Raw genomic sequence first — 20,247 nt, forward strand, 5'->3', positions numbered from 1 at the left:
AACATTATTACGTGAGATGTGGGTTTAAAATGAAAGGAGAACAAAAAATATGGTAAATAGCGAGCAATTTGGAGATTTAAGAATATCAGGATCAGGAAGTGCTGCAGGTGGAAGATATAAAGTTGCATCTATCAGTGGAAGTGGAAAAATCGTTGGAGATGTAAATTGTGAGAAGTTTAGTATAAGTGGAAGCGGAAGAGTTGAGGGGGCTGTTATAAGCAATACATTTAATATAAGTGGCAGTGGAAAGGTAACTGGTGATCTAAACTGTGTTACTGGAAGTATTAGTGGGAGTGGATCTGTTCTTGGTTCTATTCATGCAAATAAATTTAGCATAAGCGGAAGTGGAAAAATAGGAGGAAACTTTAAAGGTGAAGAATTTACTATGGCGGGAGCAGGTAAAGTTGAGGGTAGAATAAATGCAACTAATGTTAAGCTTTTAGGAGCTGTTAATGTGGGTCATGGTATTGAGGGAGAGTTTATAACTATAAAAGGTGCACTTAAAACCTTGGGGATGGTAAATGGAGATGAAGTAAATATTGAATTAAATGGTATATGTGAAGTTGAAGAAATTGGAGCTACTAAAGTAAAAGTTTTAAAGGAATATTCTACTATGAATGCTATTGGAAGATTCATATGTAAAATATTTAGTAAAAATTATGGATATCTAACTATTAGAACTATTGAAGCAGATGAAATTTACTTAGAAAATACTATTGCAGATGTAGTTCGAGGGGAAAAGATTACCATAGGAGAAGGCTGCAAGATTAAGAGAATAGAGTATAGTAAAAGCCTAGAAAAATTAGGTTCAGAGTATGTTATTGAAGAGGAAATAAAGCTGTAGAATTGATAATTATTAATTACTAAAGATATAGAAAAAGTTTAGATATAGGTGAGACTAAACTATAAAGAGGAGGAAATAAAATGGTGGAAGAAGATTTAATTTCTAAAAAAGAAATATTAGATATGACGGGAATATCTTATGGACAGCTGTATAGGTGGAAGAGAAAAGATCTTATTCCAGAAGAGTGGTTTATAAAGAAATCAAGTTATACAGGTCAAGAAACATTCTTCCCTAGGGAAAAGATAATAAATAGAATAAATAAAATTTTGGAGCTTAAGGATGATATGCCTTTAGATGACTTAGCTGCTATGTTCACTAATAAGCCGAAAGTAGATGATGTAAATGAAGAGTATGTTATAGAAAAAGAGATTATAAGAGAAGAAACTTTTCCGATTTATAAGGATATGTTTAGAGAGAAGGATAAGTATAATTTTAAGGATATTTTGCTAATGCATATACTTCAAAGCCAGCTAGATCTAGGTAAGTTAACTATCAATGAGATAGAGGTTATGTTAAAGCTTATTGATAAGGAATATAGAAATATAGAAGAAAAAGATGGAAGTGTATATGTAATAAGAAGGTTAGGGATTGGAATTTGTGTAGTAGCCTACAGAGAAAAAATAATTGTGGATGATGGTAGCAAAATCATAGGGGAAGTAAATATTAAAAATACTATAGAGAATCTTAAGATGAGATTGACACTATAGTTTATATTTAAATATAAAGAAAAATGGGGTGTAAAAAATGAACTACGATAATTATGCTGATTTAAAAATCAATGATAGTCTAGTATTACAAGGGGGAACTTATAGAGATATAAAAATAAGTGGAGATGGCACTATAAATGGAGATGTTAATTGTAGAAATATTAGCGTTAGTGGTGATGCAGAATTAAAGGGAAATATATACTGTGAAGATCTATTTAAAGTAAGTGGGGATGTGGATATTAATAGTAGTTTACAATGTGGAATAATGAGAGTTAGTGGGGACGTGGATATCCACGAGAACTTATTTATAAAGGGAGAGTTAAAAGTAAGTGGAGATGTAAATGTAAATGGGAAAGTTACTTGTGAAACTCTTAGGGTTAGTGGAGATATAGACATAAAAAGTGATTTAGAATGTAATGGACTCCTACATCTAAGTGGAAATGCTATTATTGAGGGTAATTTAAAAGGAAATGAGATTGAGGTTTCTGGAGATATAGAAAGTAATGGGAAAATTAGTGGTGGAGATATAGCTATATCAGGAGATATTACTGTAAAAGATGGAATAGAAGGAGAAAAAATAACTCTAAGTGGAGACACAAATAGTGATGGATTAATAAATGGAGATGAGATATATATTAGTATGGCAGGAAACCATCGCATTAAAGAAATTGGTGGAAGATTTGTAGCCGTAACAGAAAATATAGCTAGAGATGGGATAATAGTATCACTATTTACTAATAAAATTAGAAATAAAGGAAGTCTTCAGTGCCAATGTATAGAAGGAGACGATGTGCTACTTAAAAACTCTAAGGTAGATATAGTAAGAGGTAAAAATATTACTATAGGAAAAGGATCAATTATTGATAGAGTTGAATACTCAGGGGAACTTATTATAGAAGAGGACGGAATAGTTAAGGAATCTGTAAGAATATAGTTTCAAATATGGGGAAAAGAATATGTAGATTACACACGTTTATATAATATTTACATCATATAAAATAATGTAGTATAAGTAATCAATAGAAAATACATTTGGCGAGAAGGGAGAAAATCATGGGGGAAAAATTAAAAGATGAAGGGAAAAATATAAGGTTATGGAATAAGAACTTTTTCTTGCTTTGGCAAGGACAGCTAGTATCTATGCTTGGGGACATATTATATATGATAGCATTGGACTTTTGGATACTAGATATGACTGGATCTACTGGACTTATGGGACTTTTAAGCGCTCTTACAATGCTACCAAGAATAGTTTTAGGACCTTTTGCAGGAGTCTTCGTAGATAAGTGGAATAGAAGAAATATCATAGTTATAACAGATTTCATAAGAGGAATATTTGTAACCTTTGTAGGCATTGCTGGTATATTTGGATTTATACAGATATGGATGTTATTTATAGTTGGAATAATTAGTGGACTATGCTCTGCATTTTTTGGACCAGCTGTAAATTCAATAAAACCAGAATTAGTTCATGAATCAAAGTTTGTAAAGGCTAATTCTGTTACTAGTCTTGCAACATCTGGTATGGATATGATAGGAAATGCAGTTGGTGGAATTATATATGTAGCTATAGGTGCTCCGTACATGTTTTTAGCTAATGGTATATCTTATTTACTTTCAGCTTTTACGGAACTATTTATAACTGAGCCTAAAAGAGAGGAAAAGACTGAAAAAATAACTTTTATAGAAGATTTTAAAGATGGATTTAGATTCATTTGGAACTTTAAAACTTTAAGAAATCTATTCTTACTCGCATCATTATTAAATCTTTTTATTAATGCAGCATTTATATTAGTACTTCCATATTTTAAAGCTATGCCATTCTTAGGTCCAGAAAAATATGGTTTATTTATGGCTGTTATTCCTATGGGAATGTTAATAGGTAGTGCACTTTTATCTATAATTAATATTAAGAAGAATAAAAAGTTTAAGATTTATAGAAATAGTGCATTGGTATGTATTGGAATATTACCTATTATAGGTATAGTAGAAAATTTCTACATGATGCTACATATAGCATTTATATCCTTTTTATTTAATGTAATATTTAATACTATATTTAATTCTGCAATGATGTTTGTAGTACCATCAGATAAGAGAGGTAAAATTGGAGCATTAATGAATACCATAAGTGGAGGATTACAACCTATAGGAACTTTGATTGGTGGAATTTTAGGTGAGTTTTTACCTATAAGGGTAGCCATTTTATCTCTTCTAAGTATATCTTTCATATGCACTATAGCATTGGTTTTAGTTAAAGGAAGTAAGGAATTAATGGAGTATGATAGTAGTGATGGTACTGTAGAAGAACTTATAGAGAGAACCAATGGTATGGCTTTAGAAAGTTAGTATGCATTAATAGATTATAGTATATGATAGTTTAATAAAATTATGATCTCATATATAATAAAAGAGCATAACAGTATAGTAGAAGGGGTTTTCGCTGAGAAAGCCCCATTTGTTTTATATGTAAGTTTTATTAAAGTTTCTACACTAAATTTACTTACAATTTTAGATTACACTAAGGAATATTAGTGGATTTTTTATTGAAACTTATATAAGGCACCTTCAAAAAAATAAATAAGTCATAATGTTCGTCTATTTTGTGTTATACTGCGTCAACAGAACCCTTAGATAGTGCTACTATCNNTTTATTTTCAGATGCCTAATATGATAAAAATATCTAAAATACTTATAATTAAACTATTAGTTTACGAAAAGATATAATTACATTAGAAAATGAGGATAAGTAAACTTTTATTGTTAAGATACATAATTTGTATTATAATTAACCTGTATGTTATAAATCACAATTTGACATCATAATACAAACCTAAGAGAGAAAATAACATTATTGTAGATAAAAATCATATTAAGAGGAGAAGAATAGTATATGAGTAGAATATTCGGAACTGATGGAGTAAGAGGGATTGCTAATAAGGAGTTAACTGTTGAATTAGCATATAAACTTGGAAAAGCAGGAGCTTTAGTTTTAACTGAGTGTACTAGTAATAAACCTAGAATAATTGTCGGAATGGATACAAGAATATCAGGAGATATGCTAGAAGCGGCTTTAGTTGCAGGTATTTTATCAGTAGGGGCTGAGGCTCTTTGTCTAGGTGTAGTACCAACGCCAGCTGTTGCATATTTAACAAGAAAGTATAATGCTGAGGCTGGAGTTGTAATTTCAGCATCTCATAATCCGGTTGAATACAATGGAATTAAGTTCTTCAATAAAGAGGGATTTAAACTAAGTGATGAATTAGAAGACAAAATTCAAAAATTAATAGAAAGTGATTTTGAAGGAATTAATGTTCCTACAGGTGGAATGTTAGGTAGAAAATACATTGGTGAAAATGCAATAAATGACTATGTAGAGTTTGCTAAATCTACTATTGATGGAGATTTAAGTGGCATGAAAGTTGCCGTTGACTGTGCTAACGGAGCATCTTATAAGAGTTCAGTAAAAGCACTAAAAGAATTAGGAGCAGAAGTCTTCATAATTAATAGTAATCCAGATGGAGTTAACATAAACAAGGATTGTGGCTCAACTCATCCTGAAAAGCTAATGAAATTTGTTGTGGAAAACAGATGTGATTTAGGGTTAGCCTTTGATGGTGATGCTGATAGATGCTTAGCGGTAGATGAAAAGGGGAATCTTGTAAATGGAGATTTCATGATGGTAATAGCAGCTAAACACCTTAAAGAGTTGGGTAAATTAAATAAAGATACAGTTGTTGTAACTGTTATGAGTAACCTTGGACTTCACATGGCATTAAAGGAAGCAGGAATTAAAACTGTTACAACTAAGGTTGGAGATAGATATGTATTAGAGGAAATGGCTAAAGAGGGATATTCTATTGGGGGAGAGCAGTCAGGTCACGTTATATTCCTAGACTCTAATACAACAGGGGATGGTTTAGTTTCAGGACTTCAGCTTGTAGCAACAGTAAAAAGTACTGGGAAAACTTTAAGTGAACTTGCGGCAACAATGAAGGAATTACCTCAAGTATTAGTAAATGCTAAGGTACCAAATAATATGAAGGATATTCATGAAAAAGATGAAGAAATCATTGCAGATATAAAAGCAATGGAAGATAAAATGGCAGGTTGCGGTAGAGTATTGATCAGACCTTCAGGTACAGAACCACTAGTGAGAGTGATGCTAGAAGGTGAAAATCAAGAAGAAATAGATAAAATGGCTCATGATCTTGCTAAAAAAATAGAAGAAAAAGCAAATTAGATAAATGATAAAAACCCGTGAAATTTCACGGGTCTTTTTTATTAATAAAATTTACCTAGAGTTTTTTGCTGTAGTACATTTGTAGGATAACAAATATAACCATGTATACAATAAGGACAGTCCATAGAGTCCAGAATACAGCAAGGTTAAAAATTCCAGATATCATTAATCCTATATATACAAGAATGTTTAATATAATAGCTGCAGAATACATAGCTTTTTGTGTGATCATTTGATTTCTTTCATCTTGTTCTTCTAATCTTTTTTCTTTTAATTTCTTTTCATCCTTTAAAATCTTTTTTATCTTAATTATAAATACTAAACCTATTGTAATTAATGACGCACCGATTCCTGTATAAAATCCATTTAAAAAATCAGGTAGATAGTCATATTTTCCAGTAGAGAATATAAAACTAATAGCTATAGTGGCAACTCCAAGAATAATAATAATATAAAGTAAAGAAATTCTTTTCTTTAGAACCTTTTTATAATCTTTATCTGTTGTAGCATTAGAAATAATAGCTTTTAATAACATAGATTTTCCTCCTCTAAATCAAAAATAAAAATATCCTCAATATTCATCTCAAAATATTGTGCAATTTTATGTGCCAATACTAATGAAGCTTTATATTTTCCGTTTTCAAGAGAAATAATTGTTTGCCTAGTAACATCAACAGCATCAGCAAGTTCACTTTGAGTAACTTTTCTTTCTTTACGAAGTTCTTGTATTCTATTTTTCAACATATCACTTCCTATTCTATTCATTGCATACAGTTATAGATTTCTAGTAATTTTAAATGTATAGCATGCTTTACAATTTAAGTATAGTACGCTTTACCTTTAATATCAAGCATACTATACATTTTTGTGAAATTATTTTATACTTTAAGTATGAAAAATCTTGGAACCCGAATGGCGGCAACACCTATATAACTAGTTATATAGTTATATAGGTTTATATAAAAATTTTAACTATTTTTATATATAAATATTTGTATAATTAAGATTAGAATTAAATAAATATTAATGATTATGGAATTAATTTGAAATAGAATAATATAAAATTGAATAATATTATAATTGAAATATGTATATATATAGATGAATTTCATTTATTACACACTATTAATAAATACCATTGACCAAAATGCATTAAATGAATATAATATAATGAGATTAATTGGTTTTAGATTTTGGGATATATAAATATTAAAAAATGAAAGTTAAATAATTAATTTTAATATAAGGTTCACAAGCTTAATCACTCTTTATGTCGTATATGTGGAGTATGAGTTTAAGGAGGATATATAAAATGTGTACATCCCTGCTCTTTTATAATACACTTTGAAAACCGAGTGTTAGAAGGGAGAAGATAGTCTAACCACTTAACTAAGCGCCAGAACTTAAGTGAAAAAGGAAGCTAATTCTCGATGTACTGGAATGAGTAAGTTCGCCTAACTAAATCAAAGATTTAGAGGGGAAAAGAGAAAACTCCTTCTCATTGCATTGGAATGAGTAAGTTCACCTAGCTAAATCAAAGATTTAGAGTGTGAAAGAGGAAACTCCTTCTCATTGCATTGGAATGAGTAAGTTCACCTAGTTAAATCAAAGATTTAGAGTGTGAAAGAGGAAACTCCTTCTCATTACATTCGAATGAGTAAGTTCCACTAACCAAATCATAGATTTGGAGTGTCACTTAAGTTGACGAGGATGGGGATTATCGAATCTTCGGCGGGTGCCCCACGGTATCGCACTACCGTTAACGATTGATAAAGACAGAAAGTGATTTCTGTTACAAAGCAATCTGGTGTAAAACCTTAACTAAATGTGGATAAGTTGATAGATGTAATCTGAACATGTGGATGGTTAAAATTAATAATTTTAATTTCATGAAGCAATGTATGTTATTTATGTTGCTTAAAATAGCTATTTTAAATTTTATTAATAGTCATTTTAAAGGGTTATATCAAATCAAAGGTTTTTCTTATTCATATAGAGTTATATCTAATTTGAAATAGAAGACATTTAGGAGGAAGATTTTTATGTGCGGAATAGTAGGTTATTTTGGAAAGAGAGAAGCAGCACCACTGCTTATTGAAGGATTAAGTAAACTTGAGTATAGAGGATATGACTCAGCTGGAGTATCTATACTAAATGATAATGGAATTGATCTTACAAAATGCAAAGGTAGACTTGCGAACCTAGAAGAGAAGTTAGAAATAAATCCAATTAAAGGACATATAGGTATAGGACATACTAGATGGGCTACTCACGGTAAGCCATCAGATTTAAATTCACACCCCCACACTAATGGGAATGGGACTATATCTGTAGTTCACAATGGTATTATAGAGAACTATATGGAACTTAGAGAATGGCTTATAGAAAAAGGCTATGAATTTAAGTCAGAAACAGATACTGAGGTAATTCCAAACCTTGTAAATTATTATTACAACGGAGATTTACTAAAGGCTGTAATGGAAGTTACTAAGAAGTTAGAAGGAAGTTATGCTATAGGAGTTATAGCAGCTGATGAGCCAGATAAATTAGTAGCTGTAAGAAACGAAAGTCCATTAATAGTTGGCCTTGGAGAAGAAGAAAACTTTATTGCTTCAGACATACCAGCTGTATTAAATCAAACAAGACAAGTTTATCTTTTAGAAGATAAAGAATTTGTTCTTATGACTAAAGACGGAGTAAAAATATATGATCAAGATGAAAAAGAAGTTAAGAAAGAAGTATTTAATGTAACTTGGGATGCAGATGCTGCTGAAAAAGGTGGATATGATCACTTCATGATGAAGGAAATTCATGAGCAACCAAAGGCTATAAGAGATACTATGACTTCAAGAATTATTCCTGGTCAGCCAATAAAAATTGATGATATAACTATAACAAAAGAACAAATAGAAAAATTAAACAAAGTATATATAGTGGCATGTGGAACTGCATATCATGCTGGATTAGTTGGAAAATATATTATTGAAAAGCTTGCTAGAATACAGGTAGAAGTAGATATAGCATCTGAATTTAAATACAGAGATCCAATTATAGATGAAAATACTCTTATGATAGTTGTTAGCCAATCTGGAGAAACAGCAGACACTATGTCAGCTTTAAGACTTGCTAAGAAAAAAGGTGCTAGAGTAATAGCTGTTACTAATGTAGTTGGAAGCTCAGCTTCAAGAGAAGCAGATGATATACTATATACTTGGGCAGGACCAGAAATAGCAGTTGCATCAACAAAGGCTTATGTAACTCAATTAATAGCTATGTACACAATTGCTCTATTCTTTGCGGAGCAAAAGGGTACAGTATCTCAAGATGAGATAGAAGCTATTAAGACAGAAATGCTAACTCTTCCAGAAAAAGCTGAAGAAGCTCTTCAATGTGAAGATGTAGTTAAAGCTTTAGCAGCTAAAACATCTGATGAAAAAGACATGTTCTTCTTAGGAAGAGGCCTTGACCACGCTGTAGCAATGGAAGCATCTTTAAAACTAAAAGAGATATCTTATATTCATTCAGAAGCATATGCTTCAGGAGAGTTAAAGCATGGTCCAATTGCTTTAATTGAAGATGGAACAGTAGTAGTAACTATGGCAACTCAAGAAGACTTATTTGATAAGACTGTAAGTAATATGAAGGAAGTTATAGCAAGAGGTGCTAGAGTATTTGCAGTGGCTCAAGAAGGTCATACTGATATAGAAAAATCTGTAGAATCAGCAATCTATATTCCAAAAGTAATGGATTTATTAGCTCCAGTTGTAGCTATAATTCCAATGCAACTATTCTCTTACTATATGTCAATGGAAAAAGGTTGCGATGTAGATAAGCCAAGAAATCTTGCAAAATCAGTTACTGTTGAATAGGTATTAGATAAAAGAGTTTAAAAATTATGAGTTAAGAATTAATTAATACTTTATTAAATGAATATAAAGAAACTGAAAAAGCATTAGAATTAGGAATAGATTGGCTAAATGATAAAGCTTATGCTAAAGAAAAATTAGATTTGGCAAAAGTAATAATAGTTGATTTAAAAAAGTTGTCTAAGGAAATTTAGTAATAAGTATAATATAAGGCTGCACACTCTCACGATTAGTGGATGAGTGTGCAGTTTTTTAGGATATAATAACGTTAAGCAAAGCCACTTGTTGTTTTTTAACATTAAGAGTGTTTAGTGTTTAGAGAATATTTATTAGTCGGGAGACTAGACATTTTTTATGAATTTAAAATGTCTAGTCTTTTTTATTAAAGTGAAAAAATATATCTAAGAGCCCTACTTACACTAGTGACTACTACAGAACCATGATTCTCTTCAGGTGCAATATAGATATTACAGTTATTATTAAAGCCTTTAATTTTATTGTATATTTTTTGAGCTCCTTCAACCATATAACCTTCTCTTTCTCCAACACCTATAAATATATTCTTTTGGCTATTTTCTAAGTTAGGGAAGTTTAAAAGTTCGTAGTCATTCCACCACACTGAGGGACTAAAGGAAATTATATTTTTATATATATTTGATCCTTTCAATAAATTCCATAATACATAATATCCACTTAAAGAATGACCAATTATAGTAATATTATTTTTATCGAAGTTAATATTAGGTTCAATTATTGGTAAAAGTTCTTTTTCTATAAAAGAATTAAAATTCTCACTACCTCCAAGATTATCAGGTATCATAAACTTTCTTTTTTCATCTACAAAATATTTTTCTGCTGGAGCTGTAAAGTCTAAAAATCTTTTTTCTTTTTTTTCAAATTCTTGATGAGATATACCTATAACTATTGAAGGTTTAACTCCAGTTTTAACGTGTACTTGGCCTTGTTGTTTTACACAAGATTTAACTATTTCAAAACAATTTTCACCGTCTAGGACTATTATTAATGGTGAATTATCAGTTTTTGATTCTTCTGGGATATAGAAATTAATATCATAAAAGCTATTAGTATAATTTGATTTTATCTTAAAATTATTCATAGATTTACCCCCTTATGTTAAGATTTAGTAATAAGGCATTATCAAATAAATAATAGACCAGTTTTCTTGCCTATTTGCCACGATACTGCGTCGTCAAAAACCTGGCATAGCGTCACTATAACAGGCTTTTAACTCTTTGTCTTGTGACAAATATGCTTCGAATCTTTGGTCTATTCTTTATTTTCTCATGCCTAAGTATAAAATAATAAAAGGAAAAGGTCAACGATTATGAAGCGAAGTATTAATTGGTTAATTGAATATTTTTCTCGAAGTTCTATTGAGTTTATTGATATTTTTAAGAGCAGTTTACCTCCTAAAGAAAAAGATATTAATAGAAAAACTGCAAAAAACTTATGTGGAATAGTAATACCTATACGAGGAGAATGTTCATTTTCTGTAAATGAAGAAAAATATAGTTTAAATAAAAATACAATACTGCACTGTGGATCAAGTATGGACATAAAAGTTGAAACAGAGAGTTTAGGTATAGAATACTATGTAGTTCATTATAAAAATATTTTGACCACAGAGAAGTTCCAAGACATAGAGAAAGAATCTTTTTATTTAGAAGTTGAGGACAGGCTATCTTTATTAAAGTATTGTGAAACTATTACTGATAAATCATCAAGCCCAGATAATTACTCAAAATTTTCCTGTAAAGTAGACTTTATAAATTTAATAAATTCACTAATAAAAAATGTAAGAGTGTCACAATATAGTGAGAAGTTAAAGCTAGTAAATAAGGGAATTGAATATATAAATAAGAATTTTAATGAATTAATAACAGTAAGTGAAATATCAGATATTTTAGAAATAGATAGAAGAAGGTTCAGTGATATTTTTAAAGAGGTTACAGGATTGTCTCCTGTAAAATACTTAACAGAATATAGGCTAAAAGAAGCTAAAAGATTTTTAAAGTTTTCTTCTTATACAATTTCTGAGATAGCTGAAATGACTGGATATAATGATTGTTTTTATTTCAGTAAAACTTTTAAAAAAAATGTAGGGATATGCCCTAGAAAGTATAGGGAAATTAATAATGATATTGTTACAAATATAATAATTAAGAAGTAGATTCGGCAAAAGTACAAAAAAATATCCCGAAAGTCCATTTTACATTTCATAGGATTTTGCTAAAATAATAATGAATTGAAAATGATTATCAATAACAATAGGGGGATTGCTATGAAAAAGTATTTAACATTATTATTATCAACAGTTTTATTAGTAAGCTTAACTGCTTGTACTGCGAAAGGTTCTTCAGAAAAAAATGATGCAGAAGATAAAGATACAGCATTTACAATAAATTATTTAGGTAAAGAATATTCTTTCGATAAAAAGGCTGAGAATGTAGTTCTTGCAAGCTTAGAAGGAATGGAAGATGCAGCAACTTTAGGGGTTGAAGCAGTAGGAGTATTAGATGTTGCTGGCAAGGTACCTAAATATTTAGAAGAAGACTTTAAAAATGCAACTTTAGTAGGAGATAAAATGAATCCTAATTCAGAAGCTATCTTAGGCTTAAATCCTGATGTTATTGTGGGAACTTCAAAATTTGGAGAGGAAACGATGACTAAGTTAAATAAGATAGCAGTAACATTACCATATTCACACATATCAGCTAACTGGAAAGATAATCTTTTAGCATTAGCAGAAATAACAGGTAAAGTTGAAGAAGGTAATAAAATAATTTCAGATTATCAAGAAAAAGCTTCAAAGACTAAAGAAAAACTTTCAAATAAATATAAGGATAAAGATGTTTTAGTTGTTAGGATTAGACGTGGATTAATGTATGTATATCCGGCAGATGTATATTTAAATCCAGTTTTATATAATGATTTAGGGCTAAAGGTTCCTGAAGTAGTTACTCAGGCAAAAGCACAAGCTGAATTAACTTTAGAGACTTTAGCAGAAATGAATCCAGATACAATTTTTCTACAATTTGATGATTCAGAGAATTCAGATGCACCTAAAGCTTTAAATGAATTATTAGAAAATCCTATATTTAAAGGTATAGAAGCTTCTAAAAATAATAAAGTATTTGTTAATACTATTGATCCTTTAGCTCAAGGAGGAACAGCTTGGTCAAAAGTTAGGTTCTTAGATGCAGTTGTAGATAATTTATCAAAATAACAAAATTATGCCAGTCATATAATTATGACTGGATAATTTTTTAAGGGGACAAATATGAAGGGTTTTAATAAAAAGTTTTTATTAATATTTGTAATATGTATAGTAGGGATAATTAGCGTGACTATTTTATCTGTTAGGATGGGAACTAAAGATATACCAAAAGAAGTGGTTTATGATGCTATATTTAAATTTGATGAAAATAATGTAGATCATTTAATAATAAAAAATAATAGGTTACCAAGAGCGATTGCTGTATTAGTTGTTGGAGGGTTTTTAGCAGTTGCTGGAGCAATTATGCAAGGAATAGCAAGAAACTATTTAGCATCTCCTTCACTAATGGGAGTAAATGATGGATCAGCCTTTTTCATTACTATAGCTATGGTTTTTTATCCAGGACTTTCAAATGGAAGTTTAATTTTAGTTTCAATAATTGGATCTATAGTTGGAGCTCTATTAGTATTAGGAATAGGTTCAACAATAAAAAATGGTCTATCACCTGTTAGGCTCGCCATTATAGGAACAATAGTAGGTAGTTTTTTAAGTAGTTTGGGATCTACCATTGCAATGTATTTTCAAGTGTCTCAAACTATTTCAGCTTGGTATAATACAAAAGTTCATACTGTAAATAATGATTTATTAAAAATGATAATACCAATAGGAGTTATTGGAATTTTAATAGCAATAATAATAGCCAAGGATATTACTATAAGCTCACTAGGAGAAGATATAGCTGTTAGCTTAGGGCAAAGAACAAATATAGTAAAATATTTATCCATGGGATCAGTAGTACTACTTACAGCTACTTCTGTTGCATTAATTGGGAAGATTGCTTTTGTTGGGTTAGTAATACCTAATATAATAAGACTTTTAGTAGGACATGATTATAAATATATTATTTTCTATTCATTAATTGGAGGAGCTTTCTTTTTAGGATTATGTGATTTATTAAGTAGATACATAGGATATCCATTTGAAACACCTATTGGAACTGTAACAGCTATTATAGGAGTACCTTTCTTTTTATATATGATAAAAACTAAGGGAGGTTCAAAAAATGCATAAGAAAAAACTTAAATATTCTTTTGTGATAATAGTACTACTCTTACTAATATTATTTGCTTTTTATTTACATTTAACTAATGGGATGTTTAATATAAGCGTGATTGAAGTATTTGAAACACTATTTAATTTAAATGATAACGAAAAATTCAGGTTAGTAGTATTTGAATTTAGACTTCCAAGAATAATTATATCTGTATTAATCGGAATAGGATTATCAATAGCTGGTCTTTTTCTTCAAGGAATTACAAAAAATGAATTAGCTGATCCAGGAATATTAGGAATAAATTCTGGTGCAAGTGCAGCAGTAATTATGTATATGTATTTTGTTAATTTTAATTCATCAGTATCTAATGGAAGTAATTTTTTTAGTATCTTTGCTATGCCTATATTTGGGTTTATAGGTGGTATTTTAGCAGCGATATTAATACTATTATTTTCAAGAAATAATAATAAGATGGATATGCAAAGACTTATCTTAACTGGTATAGCAATAAATAGTGGATTTTCAGCTATTTCAATGCTTTTTTCTATGAAAATGAACTCTTCAGATTTTGAATTTGCAGCTATTTGGCAAGCAGGATCTATATATAATGCAAATTGGAGTTTTATTTATATGATGCTTCCTTGGATAATAATTTTAGGAATCTATCTTTATAACAAAGTTCATTTACTAGATTATTTTCAATTAGAAGAAAGTAGTATAGTTAGTTTAGGTATAAATTTAGAGAAAGAAAAAAGAAAATTATTATTTGCATGTGTTGGACTAATTAGTTCTTGTGTATGTGTTGCCGGAAACATTGGATTTATTGGATTAATGGCACCTCACATAGCTAGGCAACTAGTAGGTATAAAACATAGAAAACTTATGCCAGTAACTGCTTTAGTTGGAGTTTTTCTTTTAATATTATCAGATTTTATTGCTAAAACTGTTTTTGCACCATCAGAATTAGCTGTAGGAATAGTGATATCTATAATCGGAATTCCTTATTTTATATATTTATTATACAAATCATAAGAGGTAAGATATGAAAAATGCTATTAATATAAAAGATTTAAAAATAGGATATGATAAAAAAATAATAATAGAAGAGTTAAATCTTAGTCTTGAAAAAGGAAAAATAACTAGTATTATTGGTTCCAATGGATGTGGGAAGTCAACTCTGTTAAAAAGTATAGGTAGGATACTTAAAAAAGAAAAAGGAGAGATATTTCTTCTAGATAAAAATATGAATGATATGAGTAGTAAAGAAATAGCAGAAAAATTAGCTATATTATCTCAAAATCCTACTGCACCTCCTCAGCTAAAAGTTGAAGAGTTAGTTTCTTATGGAAGATATCCTCATAGAACTAATGTAAATAAATTATCTAGTAAAGATAAAGATAAGATTGAATGGGCATTAAAAGTAACAAATACTATTGATTTTAGAGATAGAGAATTATCAGCTTTGTCAGGAGGCCAAAGACAAAGAGTTTGGTTAGCTATGGCGTTGGCTCAAGAAACAGACATATTATTGTTAGATGAACCAACTACTTTTTTAGATATGTCTCATCAACTTGAGGTGCTCAATATTGTAAAAAATTTAAATGAAAGACATCAATGTACAATAGTTATGGTTTTACATGATATAAATCATGCAGCAAAGTATTCTGACTTTATTGTAGCAATGAAGGATGGGAAAATACTTTATAAGAATAAGCCAAACTTAATAATGAATAAGGAAGTATTAAAAGATATTTATAATATAGATGCCGAACTTATAACAAATGAAAATTATAATGTTCCTTTATGTTTAAATTATGAACTATTATAATGAAATTAAAGAAAGCACTCAAGATAAATAGGTGCTTTTTAACATTTCTAATTTAGAGATACGTTTCTTTATATATGCATAGTATTTAGGGATATTGGATTTATTTTTTTATTGTTCAGAATATCTATTACTGTTTTATATAAATTACATTACATTTCTATTAATTGAATTTTAGCGTGTTAAACTTTTGTGTCTATAAAATTATACTAACATCATAGATAAATATATTTAGGTTTTTGATTGAACTTTATTACAAAAATAAATGGATATAAATATAAAAAAATATTATTTTTGATTAAACTTTGTTTTAAGTCTACAAAAATATAGAGAGAAAATTAGGAGAAAAGCCTAGTTTTCTCTCTTTTTATTTTCCAAAATATCTCTGGCTTATTTTGCTATTAACAGATGTGATAAAAATATAAAACAGAGAGGAGTTGGTAAATATTTATAGAATAAATATAAGATTATAAATAAAAAATAAGGGGGTAATATTTGAACTTGGCGATTTTAAGATTCATACATAAAGGGGTGTTTAAATGAATATATCGGTACTTATTGGGCAATTTCCAATAACATTTAATATATATGAAAATTTAAAAGAAATAAAGTTAATATTAGAAAAATCACAAAAAGATGATTTAGTAGTTTTACCTGAAGGAGCACTATCAGGGTATAGTGATGATATTGCTTTTCTCAAAGATGTTAATGTGGAATATCTTAAAAATGCAATGAAATTGTTAAAAGAGGAAGTAATCAATAGGAAGATACACTTAATATTTGGTTCTTGCATATTTGATGAAGAGGTGTGGTGTAATGCAGCCATATGCTACTCATATAGTAATCCAGACTTTGTATATAAAAAATTAAATTTAGCATTTCATGAAAGAGGACATTTTCAGCAAGGAGACAAGCTAAAAGTTTATCCACTTAAAATAGGAGAAAAAACTGTAAATTTAGGTATACAACTTTGTAGAGAAATTCGATTTCCTGAGCAATGGAGATGGTTAGCACTAAATAATGCAGATATATTCGTATATTTGACAAATGCTGTACAAGGAAAAGGAATTTCAGTTTGGCGAAGCCATCTTGTTAGTAGAGCAGCAGAAAATCAAAGATTTCTAATAAGTTCCAATAATGCTCACATAACTCAACATTGTCCTACTATGTTAATTGATCCTAATGGAGAGATCATTGAAGAAGTGTTATCAGATAAGCTTTGCTGTTTTAGAAAAGAAATTGAAATCAATCAAGTTTCTAATTGGTATATAAGTCAATGTAGAAATGATATTGTCAAATTAATCAACGGTAAAAGTTGAATTACTATTAAGCAGTTACAGAGATTTATTTTAGAATTTAAAGCGTTATACATTAGATTTGTGAATTGGTTTAATAAAAGAATAAGAAACTGGAATCACCTAAAAGTAGATTTTAATTTTATGGATGAGATTAAATATACTCTTAGTGTCTAAAAAGGATTTCTCTTTAAAAAAGTAGAAAAGAAAAAGCAGGGTAACACCAAATTTAGGCGTTACCCTGTATTATGCTCATATCATATTTAATAAAGAAGATTATATAATTATAGCGACTTACTTTTTTACATTTTCAGAATTGAAAATTTCCTCATTAAACTCTCCTTCAGCTTTTGCTACAATCAATGTGCATACTGCATCACCAGTGATATTAACTGCGGTTCTTGACATATCTAGAATTCTATCGATACCCATGATTAGAGCAATACCTTCTACTGGCAAACCTACTGATTGCAATACCATAGATAACATAATCATTCCTACGCCAGGAACTCCAGCTGTTCCAATTGAAGCTAATGTTGCTGTTAAAATAACCGTTAAGAAAGCACTGAAGTTTAAATCAATTCCATAAACTTGAGCAATAAATACAGTAGCTACACCTTGCATAATAGCTGTACCATCCATATTAATGGTTGCCCCTAGTGGTAATGTAAATGAAGCAACATCCTTTGAAATTCCTAAATTTTCTTCTGCAACTTCCATGGATACGGGAAGGGCCGCGTTACTGCTTGAGGTAGAAAAGCCTACTGAAAAAGCAGGAAAGAACTTTTTGAAAAATCTTATAGGATTTAAATTAGTCAGTAACTTTAACAGACCACCATAGACAAAAACAACATGAATAAGCAAGCTTATTAGTACTAATGCCATATATTTTATTAAAGGTAGCATTGCATCGAGACCTTGGGTAGCAAAGGTACGAGCTATTAAACCGAATACTCCATAAGGTGCAATTAGCATCACATAATCTACAATTTTCATAATAAGATCATTTAATTGATTAAAAAGATTTGTTATCATTTTAGTTTTTTCACCTAGAGCAGATAATCCTACACCTATCAATATTGCAAATACAATAATTTGTAGCATGTTTCCATTTGCCATGGAGGCAATAGGATTGCTAGGTATCATATCAAGGATGACTTCTACTAATGGTGTAGCTTTATTAATAGTAACTTCACCTAAATTAGAATTTGATAAATTTAATCCAACACCTGGTTTAAATATTGTAGATAAGGATAATGAAATTGAAATAGCAATAGCAGTAGTAGCTAAGTAAAATAGTACTGTCTTCACTCCGATTCTACCTAGCTTTTTAATATCTCCCATGCTGGCAGCTCCATTAACTAGAGATATAAAAACTAAAGGTACTACAAGCATCATAATAGCTTTTAGAAATGCCTGTCCAATTAAGTAGAATACTCCATCAATTAATAGTTGATCGCGTATAAAACTCTGTGGAATAAAATTAAGTATAATACCTGTTATTAAACCCAAAATTAATCCAATAAATATTTTCGTTGATAAATTCAGTTTGTATTTTTTCATTATATCAACCCCTTCTAATTTGCTTTTTGAAGATGCCTTAAGTAAATTTTATACTATGATTATAAAATTATATATTGAATAAAATAAAAAGTCAAACTTCAATTATTGGAAAATTCATATGTATATATGTGTATTTTAAAAAAATATAGTGATATCATGTTAATTGCTGATTTAACTAAATTATATAGTGATTTACAAGGTCTGAAGTGTTGGCGTACTATAATGAAATTGAAATGGGTATAATAAATATTTGAAAGAATATTAAAGCTAATATGCAATATTTCGGGGAGCGATAGTAATATATTTGAAATGGAAGATAGAAGATTTCAAGAATTGTTTAAGAAAATTACTAAATAATGACGGGTAAGGGATTGCTATTTATGTGGATATATTTTACACTTAATACAATAGATTAACAAATATAGGCTACATTTGAAATTTTAGGAGGCAAGCTATGTTGTATGTATTTATGGGTCCAAGTTGTTCAGGAAAGTCCTCAACAGCTAAAGAATTAAAAAAGCTTACAGATGTGCAAATTTACACTGGGAAAGATTATTTGCGTATGGCTAAAAATGAAAGTAGTGCATGGGGAATTTTTGAAGAGAAATTAAAGGAAGCAAGTAGTAACAAAGATTTAAATTCTCAATCAATAGCTTATATAATATCAGAAAAGAAAGAGATATCAAAACTTAAACTCATTGATGCTATCACAATAAATTTTACAGCAGATGCAGAAATCATTAAATCTAGATTTGCTCAAAGAATGAATGGAGTTTTACCAAAGCCAGTAGAAAATATGATAGAAAAGCAGTTGACTGAATGGAAAGACATAAATGCCAAATTGCATGTAGATACAAGTAATAATAATGCTAAGGATATAGCCCAAAAAGTTTATGATTTAGCATTAATGGGATAAAGTTAATTAAATAAAAATGAGGAGTTAGCATGGGAATTGGAATAGGAAAGGAATTTTTATTTATTTTAGCAGTACCTATTTGGATAGTTACAAGAGTAGTTAGTTGGAAGCTTAAAAAGAAAAACAAAGAATCTATAAATAGAGAAATAGTTTTAAATATATTTTTTATTTATATATTATGTTTATTAGGTGCTACATTATTTCCCTTAAACATACAGTTAGGAAGTGAGAATGGGTACTGGGTGTCTATAAATCTTGTACCAGTTATAGCAACTTTTAAAGAAGTATCAAACATAACTAATGATCCTAATATGCATAACTTTATGATAATGTTCTGGATAAGGAATATTATGGGAAATCTGCTGCTAATGTTTCCATTAGGTTTAATGTTACCTATGTTATGGAGAAAGTTACAGAAAGCTAAGAATACAGTAGTATTTGCTCTCTGTTTATCATTTAGTATAGAATGCTTGCAGCTTTTTTCAAGCTTTATTGGAAATAGAGGAAGAGCTTTTGATATAGATGATATTTTAATTAATACAATAGGTGCTTGGTTAGGATTTATAATTTATGATAAGTGTATAAAAAAATACTTTGATAAGTATAAATCGCGAAGTCAAAGTGAAGATAATAGTAGAAATGCTATAAATCAATAAAATAGCCTGTGTCTTATATTTAATATAGGACATAGGCTTA

General features: G+C 29.4%; 18 protein-coding genes. 14 read left to right on the forward strand and 4 right to left on the reverse strand.

Annotation, left to right across the window (positions count from 1 at the left end):
* Positions 1-49: 49 nt before the first annotated feature.
* From B3W71_RS18660 to glmM, 5 genes are all read left to right on the forward strand, one after another.
* A complete protein-coding gene (locus tag B3W71_RS18660) occupies positions 50-844 on the forward strand; it encodes a polymer-forming cytoskeletal protein (RefSeq protein WP_346890441.1) in 795 nt (264 codons plus the stop codon).
* 80 nt (positions 845-924) lie between these two features.
* Positions 925-1,551, forward strand: a complete 627-nt coding sequence (locus B3W71_RS18665) for a DUF4004 family protein (protein ID WP_346890442.1) — start codon at positions 925-927, stop codon at positions 1,549-1,551.
* 37 nt (positions 1,552-1,588) lie between these two features.
* Positions 1,589-2,485: a polymer-forming cytoskeletal protein gene (locus B3W71_RS18670; protein ID WP_346890443.1), complete on the forward strand. Its 897-nt coding sequence runs from the start codon at positions 1,589-1,591 to the stop codon at positions 2,483-2,485.
* Between the two features lie 119 nt (positions 2,486-2,604).
* A complete protein-coding gene (locus B3W71_RS18675) occupies positions 2,605-3,900 on the forward strand; it encodes an MFS transporter (RefSeq protein WP_346890444.1) in 1,296 nt (431 codons plus the stop codon).
* 544 nt (positions 3,901-4,444) lie between these two features.
* A complete protein-coding gene (glmM, locus tag B3W71_RS18680; RefSeq protein ID WP_346890445.1) occupies positions 4,445-5,794 on the forward strand; it encodes a phosphoglucosamine mutase in 1,350 nt (449 codons plus the stop codon).
* A gap of 55 nt (positions 5,795-5,849) precedes the next feature.
* On the opposite strand, the gene B3W71_RS18685 is transcribed toward glmM, so the two are convergent.
* Complete coding sequence (locus B3W71_RS18685; protein WP_346890446.1) at positions 5,850-6,329, reverse strand: hypothetical protein; 480 nt, start codon at positions 6,327-6,329, stop codon at positions 5,850-5,852.
* Positions 6,320-6,535 (reverse strand): helix-turn-helix transcriptional regulator, encoded by a 216-nt coding sequence (locus B3W71_RS18690; RefSeq protein ID WP_346890447.1) that lies wholly within the window; start codon positions 6,533-6,535, stop codon positions 6,320-6,322. The genes B3W71_RS18685 and B3W71_RS18690 overlap by 10 nt, the downstream gene beginning before the upstream one ends.
* A gap of 1,301 nt (positions 6,536-7,836) precedes the next feature.
* Here B3W71_RS18690 and glmS point away from each other — a divergent pair.
* Complete coding sequence (glmS, locus tag B3W71_RS18695) at positions 7,837-9,663, forward strand: glutamine--fructose-6-phosphate transaminase (isomerizing) (RefSeq protein WP_346890448.1); 1,827 nt, start codon at positions 7,837-7,839, stop codon at positions 9,661-9,663.
* Positions 9,664-10,042: 379 nt separating this feature from the next.
* On the opposite strand, the gene B3W71_RS18700 is transcribed toward glmS, so the two are convergent.
* The gene (locus B3W71_RS18700) at positions 10,043-10,777 is read right to left on the reverse strand and encodes an alpha/beta hydrolase (RefSeq protein ID WP_346890449.1); all 735 of its coding nucleotides are present in this window, start codon (positions 10,775-10,777) and stop codon (positions 10,043-10,045) included.
* Between the two features lie 228 nt (positions 10,778-11,005).
* On the opposite strand from B3W71_RS18700, the gene B3W71_RS18705 reads away from it, so the two are divergent.
* From B3W71_RS18705 to B3W71_RS18730, 6 genes are all read left to right on the forward strand, one after another.
* The gene (locus tag B3W71_RS18705; RefSeq protein ID WP_346890450.1) at positions 11,006-11,851 is read left to right on the forward strand and encodes an AraC family transcriptional regulator; all 846 of its coding nucleotides are present in this window, start codon (positions 11,006-11,008) and stop codon (positions 11,849-11,851) included.
* Positions 11,852-11,962: 111 nt separating this feature from the next.
* On the forward strand, positions 11,963-12,907 hold the full coding sequence (locus B3W71_RS18710) for an ABC transporter substrate-binding protein (protein WP_346890451.1): 945 nt from the start codon (positions 11,963-11,965) through the stop codon (positions 12,905-12,907).
* A 54-nt stretch (positions 12,908-12,961) separates the two neighbouring features.
* Positions 12,962-13,969: an iron ABC transporter permease gene (locus tag B3W71_RS18715; RefSeq protein ID WP_346890452.1), complete on the forward strand. Its 1,008-nt coding sequence runs from the start codon at positions 12,962-12,964 to the stop codon at positions 13,967-13,969.
* A complete protein-coding gene (locus tag B3W71_RS18720) occupies positions 13,962-14,984 on the forward strand; it encodes an iron ABC transporter permease (protein ID WP_346890453.1) in 1,023 nt (340 codons plus the stop codon). Before B3W71_RS18715 ends, B3W71_RS18720 begins: the two co-directional genes overlap by 8 nt.
* Positions 14,985-14,994: 10 nt before the next feature.
* Positions 14,995-15,780 (forward strand): ABC transporter ATP-binding protein, encoded by a 786-nt coding sequence (locus B3W71_RS18725; RefSeq protein WP_346890454.1) that lies wholly within the window; start codon positions 14,995-14,997, stop codon positions 15,778-15,780.
* A 536-nt stretch (positions 15,781-16,316) separates the two neighbouring features.
* Positions 16,317-17,096 (forward strand): carbon-nitrogen hydrolase family protein, encoded by a 780-nt coding sequence (locus tag B3W71_RS18730; RefSeq protein WP_346890455.1) that lies wholly within the window; start codon positions 16,317-16,319, stop codon positions 17,094-17,096.
* Between the two features lie 270 nt (positions 17,097-17,366).
* On the opposite strand, the gene B3W71_RS18735 is transcribed toward B3W71_RS18730, so the two are convergent.
* The gene (locus B3W71_RS18735; protein ID WP_346890456.1) at positions 17,367-18,635 is read right to left on the reverse strand and encodes a dicarboxylate/amino acid:cation symporter; all 1,269 of its coding nucleotides are present in this window, start codon (positions 18,633-18,635) and stop codon (positions 17,367-17,369) included.
* Between the two features lie 454 nt (positions 18,636-19,089).
* On the opposite strand from B3W71_RS18735, the gene B3W71_RS18740 reads away from it, so the two are divergent.
* Together B3W71_RS18740 and B3W71_RS18745 are read left to right on the forward strand one after the other, a co-directional pair.
* Entirely contained in the window at positions 19,090-19,551 is a 462-nt protein-coding gene (locus tag B3W71_RS18740; protein WP_346890457.1) for a hypothetical protein, read from the forward strand.
* 29 nt (positions 19,552-19,580) lie between these two features.
* Entirely contained in the window at positions 19,581-20,207 is a 627-nt protein-coding gene (locus B3W71_RS18745) for a VanZ family protein (protein WP_346890458.1), read from the forward strand.
* The last annotated feature ends 40 nt before the right edge of the window (positions 20,208-20,247 follow it).

Origin of the sequence: Clostridium sp. UBA1056 (assembly GCA_002316385.1) — a bacterium.
GTDB lineage: Bacteria > Bacillota > Clostridia > Clostridiales > Clostridiaceae > Clostridium_J.